11 protein-coding genes are annotated in these 11229 nt (G+C 65.8%); 10 read left to right on the top strand and 1 reads right to left on the bottom strand.

The genetic code is table 11. From position 1 onward, the window contains the following. The coding region (locus tag AB4Y99_RS21155; protein WP_441524709.1) for an ATP-binding protein at positions 1-964 on the top strand (964 nt) is incomplete at its 5' end. A gap of 160 nt (positions 965-1124) precedes the next feature. On the opposite strand, the gene AB4Y99_RS21150 is transcribed toward AB4Y99_RS21155, so the two are convergent. Beyond that, on the bottom strand, positions 1125-1415 hold the full coding sequence (locus tag AB4Y99_RS21150) for a PilZ domain-containing protein (protein ID WP_441524710.1): 291 nt from the start codon (positions 1413-1415) through the stop codon (positions 1125-1127). Between the two features lie 609 nt (positions 1416-2024). Here AB4Y99_RS21150 and AB4Y99_RS21145 point away from each other — a divergent pair. From AB4Y99_RS21145 to AB4Y99_RS21105, 9 genes are all read left to right on the top strand, one after another. Then, on the top strand, positions 2025-2819 hold the full coding sequence (locus tag AB4Y99_RS21145) for an IclR family transcriptional regulator (RefSeq protein ID WP_038357932.1): 795 nt from the start codon (positions 2025-2027) through the stop codon (positions 2817-2819). A 21-nt stretch (positions 2820-2840) separates the two neighbouring features. Next, positions 2841-4904, top strand: coding sequence for a hydantoinase/oxoprolinase family protein (locus AB4Y99_RS21140; protein ID WP_441524708.1), 2064 nt, complete (start codon positions 2841-2843; stop codon positions 4902-4904). A gap of 5 nt (positions 4905-4909) precedes the next feature. Continuing rightward, on the top strand, positions 4910-6460 hold the full coding sequence (locus tag AB4Y99_RS21135) for a hydantoinase B/oxoprolinase family protein (protein ID WP_441524707.1): 1551 nt from the start codon (positions 4910-4912) through the stop codon (positions 6458-6460). Positions 6461-6550: 90 nt separating this feature from the next. Beyond that, complete coding sequence (locus AB4Y99_RS21130; RefSeq protein WP_441524706.1) at positions 6551-7690, top strand: ABC transporter substrate-binding protein; 1140 nt, start codon at positions 6551-6553, stop codon at positions 7688-7690. After that, a complete protein-coding gene (locus AB4Y99_RS21125; RefSeq protein ID WP_441524705.1) occupies positions 7687-8454 on the top strand; it encodes an ABC transporter ATP-binding protein in 768 nt (255 codons plus the stop codon). The genes AB4Y99_RS21130 and AB4Y99_RS21125 overlap by 4 nt, the downstream gene beginning before the upstream one ends. After that, a complete protein-coding gene (locus AB4Y99_RS21120) occupies positions 8423-9187 on the top strand; it encodes a branched-chain amino acid ABC transporter permease (protein ID WP_441524704.1) in 765 nt (254 codons plus the stop codon). The genes AB4Y99_RS21125 and AB4Y99_RS21120 overlap by 32 nt, the downstream gene beginning before the upstream one ends. Then, positions 9126-9914, top strand: a complete 789-nt coding sequence (locus AB4Y99_RS21115) for an ABC transporter ATP-binding protein (protein WP_441524703.1) — start codon at positions 9126-9128, stop codon at positions 9912-9914. The genes AB4Y99_RS21120 and AB4Y99_RS21115 overlap by 62 nt, the downstream gene beginning before the upstream one ends. Continuing rightward, positions 9907-10785 carry a branched-chain amino acid ABC transporter permease gene (locus AB4Y99_RS21110; protein WP_441524702.1) on the top strand — a complete coding sequence of 293 codons (879 nt, stop codon included), beginning with the start codon at positions 9907-9909 and terminating at the stop codon, positions 10783-10785. Before AB4Y99_RS21115 ends, AB4Y99_RS21110 begins: the two co-directional genes overlap by 8 nt. Before the next feature lie 29 nt (positions 10786-10814). Beyond that, positions 10815-11147, top strand: coding sequence for a cupin domain-containing protein (locus AB4Y99_RS21105; RefSeq protein ID WP_441524701.1), 333 nt, complete (start codon positions 10815-10817; stop codon positions 11145-11147). The last annotated feature ends 82 nt before the right edge of the window (positions 11148-11229 follow it).

Raw genomic sequence — 11229 nt, 5'->3', positions numbered from 1 at the left:
GCGTCGCACGCAACTGCTGGCCCAATTGAAAATCGCCGAAGATCGGCAGCGGACTCTGGCCGAAAAGAACGGGATCCATGCCGGGCAAACGCAGAGGATGATCGCCTTCTTCGAGGTCGCCTCGCTGGCTGATGTTGCCGAGGCGCTGGAGCAGATTGCGCAGCGCCATGTGCTGCAGGAGCGAGCGGCGGAAGCTGAGCGCGACATCCGCGAGGCGATGCGCAGTGTCGACCTCGCTAGTGCGGAGGCAGCGCTCGACAATGCGTCCCGCCCGGCTCTGGAGGCAGAGCTGAGCGAGTTGAAGGTGCGTTTCGACGATCAGGACCGGCGCTGCCACGAACTCTTTGCCGCTCGCGCGACGACGGTCGATCAGGTCGAAGCGATCGGCGGCGATGCCACGGCGGCGGAGATCGAAGAGCGCCGCCGCACCACTTTGCTKGAGATCGAGGACGGGGCACTGCGTTATCTGCAGTTGCGCGCKGGGGTTGCTGCGGCGGAGCAGGCTCTCGCGATCTATCGSGAGCGCCATCGTAGCTCGATGATGGAGCGGGCCTCGGCCGCGTTCCGGACGATTAGTCGCGGCGCCTATTCCGGCCTCGCGGCACAGCCTGGTAAGGATGGTGAGACGCTGATCGCGCTTGCTGCCGGCGGCGGCTCGAAAGCCGCGGACGAACTGTCTAAGGGCACRCGCTTCCAGCTCTATCTCGCGCTACGCGTCGCAGGATACCACGAGTTCGCCAAGGCGCGCCGCGCCGTGCCTTTCGTGGCCGACGACATCATGGAGACCTTCGACGATTTTCGCGCCGAGGAAGCCTTTCGCCTGTTCGTGGACATGGCAYGGAGCGGGCAGGTCATCTACCTGACCCACCACCAGCATCTCTGCGAGATCGTCCGGCGGGTTTGCCCGACGGCGCGGCTCTATCGTCTGGACGAGCCAGAGRTGCAGCGCCGCCGCATTGCATGACGTCGRAGAAGTGGACTTGAGATGGCTGATATTGCCATCGAATTGCCTTCGATCTCGAAAATGAAAACTTGGCATCGGTGTAGTGGGGCCGACGATGGACCACCTCGCTGATCCTGAGCTCACCCGGCGCCGGAAATAGTGGATCCTCGGCGCTTTCCTTCTATGRACGTTGCTTCTGCAGGGGGGCGTTGGGAAGGTCGACGGATCGGAATGCGATTCCGATCGAAGAACGATCCTGCCAAACGATCCGAGCTTCTCGGTCGACRCCGATAGCCTGCGAGGTGATATGAACKGCCCCYGTTTCGTTRAAACCGACGGGAACTCTCAGCATCGCGCCACCGACCGAAATATCCCGGATCATGCAGCTGAAYATGGCCCCGCTAGCCACCTTGAGCTTGSCAGGCTGCACTCGGCGTTGCCGCTCAGTGGCGCGATTTGAACGGTCAGACATGATCATGCTGATAGCYGAACACGTGTATCCTTCCACTGAAGTGGCGGGCTAAGATTTTAGCCGTCCGGTTCGCATTGCCCTCCGAAGAGCCCTCCTTGCTGGAGCGGCTCATCGTCTTGGTCCGCCAAGCATGATGTGCTCGGTCAGCGCGCGATGGATCGGGATCGAAACCCTGGCACGGACGTCGAGTTGTCGAGCGCGGTCGCCATCAGACGAGCGCTCCGCCGGAATTGAAGCCGAATGACGGAAACGCGCGAAGGCATGGTTCCGGCGTAGCCGAAAACCCGGCCCGCAGGGCGACGCCCTCAAGCTGGATCTGTTGTCGCAGATCCTGTCGTAATTTTCCCCTTACTTGCGACAAAGGACACGCGACACAGAAATCGCCCAAAGTATCGTGGGCCGTCCGAGCGGCGTGAGGATGCTTTCTCCAGGGGCGCTGCCTTGGCCAAGGCGCGCACCTGGAGACCGCCTTGCCGTTGGGGCTTGCCGGATCACTTCCTTCGTTTCGTGAGACTCTCCTCGCCTTGACAGCCGGTTCAATCCTCGCCATCGTATCATATAACAAAATGACATTTCATTATATGAAATGAAATGCAAAGAGGAACGCCCTTGTCGACGGATTTGCCAAAAGCGGCGGGGAAACCTGCGCCTGCCGGCACCAGCACGCTCGATCTCGCGCTTCATGCGGTCGACTACCTGGTGCAGCAGAGCCGCCCGGCTTCGCTCGCCCAGATCGCGGAAGCCCTCTCGGCGTCGAAGGCGACGATCTATCGGCATCTGGTGACGCTGCAGCGTCATGGCTTCGTCCGCCAGGAGGCCGAGACGGGCCGCTACGAGGCCGGGATCAAGCTGATGATGCTGGGCGAAGCCCTGCGTCAGCGCTTCGATATCGTCAGCGCCGCGCGCGAGGAGCTGATGACCCTGCGCGATCACACCGGCCAGGCGGTCACGGTCTGCGCCGCGATCGACGACGAACTGATCGTCCTCGAACTGATCCAGGGCCGCACGCTCATCGAATTCTCCACGCGGCCCGGCACGCGGCTCGCCTTCCATGCCAGCGCCCATGGCAAGATCTGGCTCGCCTTCGGCTCCCAGGAGCGCACCGCCGCGATCGCCAACGGCCCGCTTGAGGCCTGGACGCCGGCGACCATCATTTCAACGCAGGCGCTGCTCGCCGAGGTCGAGGCTGTTCGTAAACGCGGCTGGGCCACCGCTCCGAATGAGGTCATCACCGGCGTCAACACGCTCGCCGCCCCCGTCTTCGACCACCGCAAAATTCTCGTCGGCTCGATCGCCATCGTCGGTGCGACGCAGTTTATTCCGCCCGTTCCCGACCCCGAACAGATCCGTGAGGTCGTCGGCAGCGCCGAACGCATCTCGCGTGGTCTGAGCTGGCAAGGCTGACAGATTGGAAAGACCGAGAACATGACCTATTCGCTGGCCGTCGATATCGGCGGTACCTTCACCGATATCGTCCTGCGCGACTCCCGCGGGGGCTTGAGCGTCGACAAGACGTTGACCACCCATCACGACCTGCTGGAAGGCTTCTTTCGCGGTGTCGACTCCGTTCTCGGCAAGGCCGGCATCGGTGCGAGTGCGGTCGAGGGGGTCGTCGTCCATGCCACCACGGTCGTCACCAACGCGCTGATCGAACGCAAGGGCCTGCCGACGGCGCTCGTCGTCACCGAGGGCTTCAGCGATGTGCTCTCGATCCGCAACGAGCACCGCTACGACATGTACGACCCGCAGATCGAATTTCCCGAACCATTGGTCACGCGTGAACTGACCTTCGGCTTTAAGGAACGCGTCCTGGCGGACGGCACCGTGGCACTCGCACCGAGCCCGCAGGACATTGCCGAACTCGCGGCGGAAATCCGGGCGAGCGGTGCACGCGCCGTCGCAATCTGCTTCCTCAACAGCTTCGCCAACCCGAATAACGAAGCGCTGGTTGCAGCCGCCTTGTCGCGCGAACTCAACGACGTCTTCATCTGCACCTCGGCGGAGGTCGCGCCGCAGATCCGCGAATACCAGCGTGCCTCGACAGCGACGGTAAACGCCTATGCGATGCCGATCTCACAGCCTTATCTCAAGCGCCTGAGCGACCGTTTGCGGATCGAGGGCTTCGCCAACACCCCGCTGATCATGCTCTCCTCTGGCGGCGTCGTCGGGGCCGAAACGGCGGGCCGCAACCCGGTGCGGATGATCGAGAGCGGCCCCGCGGCCGGAGCGCTCGCCGCTTGCCACTATGCCGAACTCCTCGGCATCGACCGGCTGATGTCCTTCGACATGGGCGGCACCACCGCCAAGGCCTGTCTGATCGAGAACCGCACGCCGCTGATCACCGGGCTGTTCGAGGTCGACCGCCGCTATCGTTTCCGGGAAGGCAGCGGCCTGCCCGTCACCGTGCCCTCGATCGACCTGATCGAGATCGGCGCCGGCGGTGGCAGCATCGCSCATGTCGACRATCTCGGCCTGCTCAAGGTCGGCCCCGAAAGCGCCGGCTCCAATCCCGGACCCGCCTGCTACGGCCGCGGCGGCCAAAACGCGACCGTCACCGATGCCGACCTCGTGCTCGRCCTGATTGATGCTAAGAACTTCCTCGGCGGCGACATGTCGCTCGACAAATCCGCCTGCGATGCCGCGATGGAGCGGCTYGGCGAGGCGCTCGGCCTCAACGCCGTGCAGGCGGCGCGCGGCATTTACCGCATCGTCACAGAGGCCATGGCCTCGGCAGCGCGTACCCATGCRACCGATCGCGGCGTCGACTATCGCGGCCTACCGCTCTTCGCCTTCGGCGGCGCAGGYCCGCTGCATGCCTGCGGGGTCGCGGAACTGCTGCAGAGCACCAGCGTGATCGTGCCGCCTCAATCGAGCGTGCTCTCGGCCTTCGGTACGCTGGTCACGCCGGTCCGGCTGGATCTCGTGCGCAGCGACCTGACRCGCGTCGACCATCTCGACTGGRAGCGCGTCGATCGGGTCATCGGAGACCTGGAAAGGGAAGGCATCAGTGCGCTTGGCGAATCCGGCTGCAGCGCTGCCGACGTCACGATCCTCATCGGCGCCGACATGCGCTATGTCGGCCAGCAGCACGAGGTCACGATCATCTTCGAGACCGATCCGCGCCGGAGCCGCGACACCGCCGCACTGACCGCTCAGTTCGAGGCAGCCTACCGGACGCTCTACGGCGTCAACCCGTCACATGTGCCAATCGAGCTCGTGACCTGGCGAGTGATCGCGCGCGGCCCCCTGCCACATTTCGACGGGCAAGCCAGGCCCGAGATCGCCAGCGGCGCGCCCAAGCGCCACCGCGCCGTCCATGCCTGGGAGGACGATCAGTCCGTGCCCGTCTACGAACGCGCCACGCTCGCCACAGGCCAGACCATCGCCGGTCCCGCCATCATCGAGGAGCGCGAAACCACGACCGCGCTGCCGCCCGGTTGGAGCGCGACGATCGACGCGCTCGGCTGCATCGTCGCGACGAAAGGCTGAATCCCATGGATGGCGTCGAACTCGAGATCCTCTGGTCCAACCTGATTGGCATCGTCACAGAGCGGGCCAAGGCGCTGCAGCGCATCGCCTTCAGTCCGATCGTCCGCGAGGCCGGTGATCTCGCCTGCGCGCTGTTCGACCAACGCGGGCGCATGGTGGTGCAGGCCAATACCGGGACGCCCGGCCATATCAACTCGCTCGCCTTCGCCGGCGCCCATCTCGTGCGGCTGTTCGAGGGCCGCTGCGAGCCCGGCGACGTGCTGATCRCCAACGACCCCTGGCTCTCGGCCGGGCATTTCTTCGACATCACCATCCTGACGCCGATCTTCGACGGAGAGAAGCTGCTCGCCTATATCGGCTCGACCATCCACCACACCGATATCGGCGGCTATGGCATCGGCGCCGGCGCCCGTGACGTGCATGAGGARGGTCTGTGGATTCCGCCGCTCAAGCTCTACGAGCGCGGCAAGCCCAGCGAGATGCTGCATGACATCATCCGCCGCAACGTGCGCACGCCCGACGCCGTCTTCGGCGACCTCTCGGCTCAGGTCTCCTCCGGCGAGGCGGCGGCCGAGCACCTGATCGCCTTGTGCGAGCGCTATGATGTCGATGACATCGAGGCCTTGTCGGACGAGATCATCAACCGCTCCGAGGAGGCGACCCGCAACGCCATCCGCAAGCTGAAGCCGGGTACCTATCACGGCGAGGCCGTCTTCGACGTCCCCGGCGGCGAGATCATYACGCTCAAGACGGCCGTCACGGTCGATGCCGAGAGTGGTTCGATCATCGTCGATTTCGATGGATCCTCGCCGCAGACGACGACCGGCATCAACGTGGTGCTGAACTACACCCACGCCTATTCGACTTTCGCCATCCGCTCCTGCCTCAATCCGGATCTGCCGAACAACACCGGCTCACTGGCGCCGATCGAGGTGCGAGCCCCGGTCGGCTCGATYGTCAACTGCGCTTATCCGGCTCCGGTGAATGCGCGCCATGTCGTCGGCATGTATGTGCCGATGCCGATCCTCAAGGCGCTGCATCAGGTCATGCCGGAGCGTGTGCTGGCGGAAGGATCGGGTGCGGTCTGGACGATCCAGATCCAGGGCCGCAAACCCAACGGGGAAGCCTTCACCTCCTCGATGTTCAACTATTCCGGCGGTATGGGCGCCCGCGCCGGCAAGCCGGGACCCAGCGCCACCTGCTATCCGACCGGTGTCGCGGCCGTGCCGATCGAAATCCTGGAAGCCGCGATGCCGATCGTCTTCGACCGCAAGGAATTGCGGCCGGGCTCSGGCGGCAARGGCCGGATGCCGGGCGGCGACGGCCAGATCATCCAGTTCCATATGCGCACYGACCACGCCTGGCTGCTCAACGCCGTGCCGAGCCGGCTCGAGCGCGGTCCCGACGGCATCGATGGCGGCATGCCAGGAGCGCCCGGTCGCTTCCTCGTCAACGGCAAGTCCGTCAGCGARGCGAAGAAGCTGACCATGCAGGCCGGCGACGTCGTGCTGCTCGAGACACCGGGCGGCGGCGGCTACGGCAAGCCGGCCGCCTGACAGTGCCCGCCACCAGACTCAAGCCCAAAAMAGGCGGGGCCTCGCATCGGGGCCACCGGCCGGGACCAGGCAAAACCGGGAGGAGAGATAATGAAGCAGACCCTTTTGGCGACCGGCCTTGCCGCAAGCCTCGCGCTGGCCGGCGCGATGCCCGCCTCTGCGCAGGAACYCTACAAGATTGGCGTTTCAGCTGGTTTGACCGGCTATGCCGCGACCGTTGACCGCGCCTGGCGCGACGGCGTCGARCTSGCCGCCGCCGCGGTSAACGCCAAGGGCGGCGTGATGGGCCGCAAGATCCAGGTCGTCGTCGAGGACAACCGCTCGGARCCTCAGGAAGCGGTGACGGTCTACCGGAAGATGCTGAGCTCGGACAAGGTCGACGTCTTCGTCAGCGGCTGCGTCTCGGCCGGCAATTTCGCGGCCGCCGGCCTGCTGCTGCGCGCCAAGGTGCCKATGATGCTGTGCTCGATCCTGCCGACGCAGGCCGAGCATCTGCCCTGGGCCTTCACCACCCTGCCGCCCGCCGGTTTCGAGATCGACAAGCGCCTGGAATACCTCAAGGAGAAAACGCAGATCCGCAAGATCGCGGTACTGCACGACCCGACCCCTTACGCCAATCTCCAGAAGAGCGTGGCCGAGCGCAACGCGGCCAAATACGGTCTCGAGGTCGTCTCGGTCGACCAGTACAAGCAGGACGATGCCGATCTGAGTGTTCAGGTCAGTAAAGCGCGGTCGGCGGGTGCGGGCGCGATCCTGAAGATCGGGCTTGGTGGCACGACGCTGACCGCCGCCAAGAACATCAAGCAGCTCGGCGCTGACATGCTGTTGCTGACCAGCCTCGAGGATCTCGCCGTGTTCGGTCCTGTCTCCGAGGTCCTGGGCGACAAGTTCTTCTTCGTCGCCTCGCCCTCTCAGGTCTATGAGGCGCTGCCCGAAGGCGCCCTCAAGACCGGCATCAAGGCCTTTCTGGACCCCTGGCGCGAGAAATATCGCGATCGCGACCCGAATTGGGYCTCGCGCGGMTGGGACGGCGTCATGCTGACGGTCGCCGCGATCGAGAAGGCRAAGTCCTTCGAGGGCGAGAAGGTCCGCGCGGCCTATGAGGAGCTGAGCGGCTTCCAAGGTACGACCGGCATCTACAATTTCCGGCCGGACCTGCACCAGGGCATCACCGAGAACCCCTTCGTGCTCGCCACGATCGAAGGCGGCAAGGTCAAGGTGGTGCAATGAGCTTCGCGGTCGCGGCCAAGACGCAGGCGCGCGTTGCTTCGCCAATGRCGGGCGTGACTCCGCCGATCCTGGCCGCGACCGGCCTTTCCGCCCGCTACGGCCATATCCATGCGCTGYACGRCGTCGACCTGCGCATCGGCGAAGGCGAGCTCGTCGCCGTGCTCGGCCCCAACGGTGCCGGGAAGTCGACGCTGCTGCGCGCGATCATGGGGCTTTCGGCCAATAGCGGCGAGGTCCGCTTCCGCGGCGAGGTGTTGCCGCGGCACGATGCGGTCGCGGTCGCCGCGCGCGGCCTTGTACTGGTGCCGGAAGGGCGCGGGCTGTTCGCCCCGATGAGCGTCTCCGACAATCTCGAACTCGGCGCCTATCGCCTGCGCGACAAGGCCGAGTTCAACCGCCGTCGCGAGCGCGTTCTGACATTGTTCCCGCGTCTGAAGGAGCGGCTTGGCCAGGCCGCGGGTTCGATGTCGGGCGGCGAGCAGCAAATGCTCGCTCTCGGCCGGGCACTGATGGCCGGGCCGAAACTGCTGCTGCTGGACGAGCCCTCGCTTGGCCTTGCGCCGCGTGTAACCGGGGAAATCCTGGAGACGCTCGGYCTCCTGAACCGCGAAGGCCTGGCGATCGTGCTGGTCGARCAGAAGGCGCCGCTGGCGCTCGAACTCGCATCCCGCGTCTACCTGCTTTCGCTCGGGCGCATCGTCGCCGAACTCGATCCGCGTGACATCACCTCCCATGACGATCTCGCCCAGCATTACTTCGCCTGAACGGCGTCCGATCAGGCTGGTCGGCCTGCTGCCCTGGCTCTTTGCCGCGGCGGTCGTCGGCTACGCCATGGTCGTTGGCGGCTATGCGGCGACCGTCGTTTCCTTTGCCCTGATCTATGCGGTCTTCGTGACCGGCCTGAACCTGTTCATGGGCTTTGCCGCGCAGGTYTCCTTCGGCCAGAACGCCTTCGCCGCGATCGGCGGCTACMTRTCGGCCGTGCTGACGRCGAGCCATGGCTGGGGGCCCTTGCCGGCCATGGTGCTGGGCATCGCGGCTGCCGTACTGGCCGCCGCGATCGTCGGCTTTCCCGCGCTCAGGCTGAAGGGCCACTATCTCGCCATGGGCACGCTGGCCATCGGCCTGATCACCTATGAGATCACGGTCGAATGGCAGTCGGTGACGCAGGGCTATATGGGCATTTCCGGCATCCCGCCTTTCGGCATCGGCCCCTGGGAGGTCACCTCCGACCGAGGGCAGTTGGTCCTGCTGTCGCTGGTCGTCGCGGCTTGCACCTTTGCCGCCGGGCGAATCCGCCGCTCGCGTTTCGGGCGAGCGCTCTCGGCGGTCGCGGGCAGCGAGGAGGCGGCGACGGCGCTCGGCATCGCGGTCGCGCGCTACAAGCTGGTCGCCTTCCTGCTTTCCGCAGCCTGTTCGCCCCGCGGGGCCGCTCATGAACCGGCTCAGACTGGAAGGCGTAACCCGGCGCTTCGGCGGGCTCGTCGCGGTYGATGATGTCTCCTTCGAGGTGCCGGCTGACGGCGTCACCGCGGTGATCGGCCCCAACGGCGCCGGCAAGACCACGTTGTTCAACCTGATCTCCGGCTTCCTGCCGCCGAGCGCGGGCCGCATCACGTTCGAGGGCAACGACATCACCGGCCGCCCGCCGGCCGRGATCGCCAGGGCGGGACTGGTCCGSACCTTCCAGCTCGTCAAGCTGTTCGAGGATCTCAGCGTGCTCGACAACGTCAAAGTCGGCTGCCACCTGCAGGGCAGGGCCGGGCTGTTCGCGGCACTGTTCCGGCCTGCGTCGGCGCGCCGCGAGGAACAGGCGCTCGATGCCCGAGCCCGCGACCTCCTCGCCTTCGCCGGGCTGGCKGCGATGGCCGACGAGCCCGCCKCGGCCCTGCCCTATGGCCGCCAGCGCATGCTGGAGCTCGCGCGGGCCGTGGCCGCAGGCCCGCGGCTCATCCTGCTGGAYGAGCCGGCCGCCGGCCTCAACACCGAGGAATCGGCGGCATTGTCGCGCATCATCCGCCGCATCGCCGACGAGGGCACCAGCGTGCTCCTGATCGAGCACGACATGACGCTGGTGATGAACACAGCCGAACGCGTCGTCGTGGTCGATTTCGGCCGCAAAATCGCGCAGGGCACCCCGGCCGAAGTCCGCGTCGATCCGGCCGTGATCGCGGCCTATCTGGGCACCGGCAAGCCAGCTACGCAGGAGTCCCCCCATGGCTGACTGGTCCTATATTCCCCAGATCCTGGTCAGCGGGCTTGGCATCGGCTGCGTCTACGGGCTGATCGGCATAGGCTTCTGCGTGATCTACAACGCCAGCGGCATCGTGAACTTCGCCCAGGGCGCGTTCGTGATGCTCGGCGGCATGATCACCCAGGTGCTGTTTGCGCGTARCGGCGTGYCGCTCCCCGTGGCCGCGCTGATTGCGATCTTGGCCGTCGCCACGCTCGGCGTCGTAATCGAGCGGATCGTCGTCAGGCCCTTGTGGAACCGCAAGGCGACGATGTTCGTGATGATCCTGGCGACGCTCGCCGCCCAGATCGTGATCGAGCGGCTGACCCTGATCGCGGTCGGCGATCAGCCCAAGACCCTGCCCGTCTTCACCGACCGGCCGCCGCTGATGATCGGCTCGGTCGCGCTTGGCTACCAGCTCATCTGGATCGTYGGCGGATCGCTGGCGATCGTCGGACTACTGGCCGCCTTCTTCAGCMYGACCAAGACCGGCAAGGCGATGCGCGCCTGCTCGATCAACCGCGAGGCYGCGGCGCTGCAGGGCATTCCGGTCTCACGCATGCTGGCGCTGGCCTTCGCGCTGAGCGCAGCGCTGGGAGCYATCGCCGGCATCCTGATYACGCCGACGCAGTACACCGCCTTCAATGTCGGCGTGCCCTTCGCGATCAGCGGYTTCATCGCCGCGATCGTYGGCGGYTTCGGGCGGCCYTTCGGCGCCTTTCTCGGCGGCCTGCTGCTCGGCCTGCTGCAGGCYCTCGCCATCGTCGGCTTTGGCGCGGGGCTGAAGAACGTCGCCGCGCTGTCGGTGCTGCTGCTGTTCTTGTTCATCCGCCCGTCYGGGATCCTCGGCGCGGCGAAGTGACGAACCACGCAACGATCGGAGCCAMCATKATGGACATCCACAAGATCGACTGGAACCAGATCCCCTGGACGCCGGTTCGTCCGGGAGTCGACCGCAAGGCGTTCTCCGGCTCGGCGGCGACGCTGRCGCTGCATCGACTGATGCCGGGTCACGAGCCCAAACCGCACAGCCATCCCCATGAGCAGATCGCCTACATCGTCAGCGGCACGATCCGGTTCTTCATCGGCGGGCACGAGCATCTGATCGGYCCCGGCGGGCTCGTCGTGATTCCCTCCAATGTCGAGCATTGGGGCGAGGTGATCGGCGAAGAGCCCGTGATCAACCTCGACGTCTTCACCCCGCGTCGGTCCGAATACGCTTGAGTACTACACTGACGTATTGCGGTGCGGCACAGAGCTCGATCCTGTCATGGGGCCCCCAACGGAGCCGTCCGCAAGCGGACGC

Source organism: Allobosea sp. TAB14 (assembly GCF_052113865.1).
In the GTDB taxonomy this organism is placed as follows: domain Bacteria; phylum Pseudomonadota; class Alphaproteobacteria; order Rhizobiales; family Beijerinckiaceae; genus Allobosea; species Allobosea spartocytisi.
Note: the sequence above shows the minus strand (reverse complement) of the source record. Positions and strands in the feature narration are given on the sequence as shown.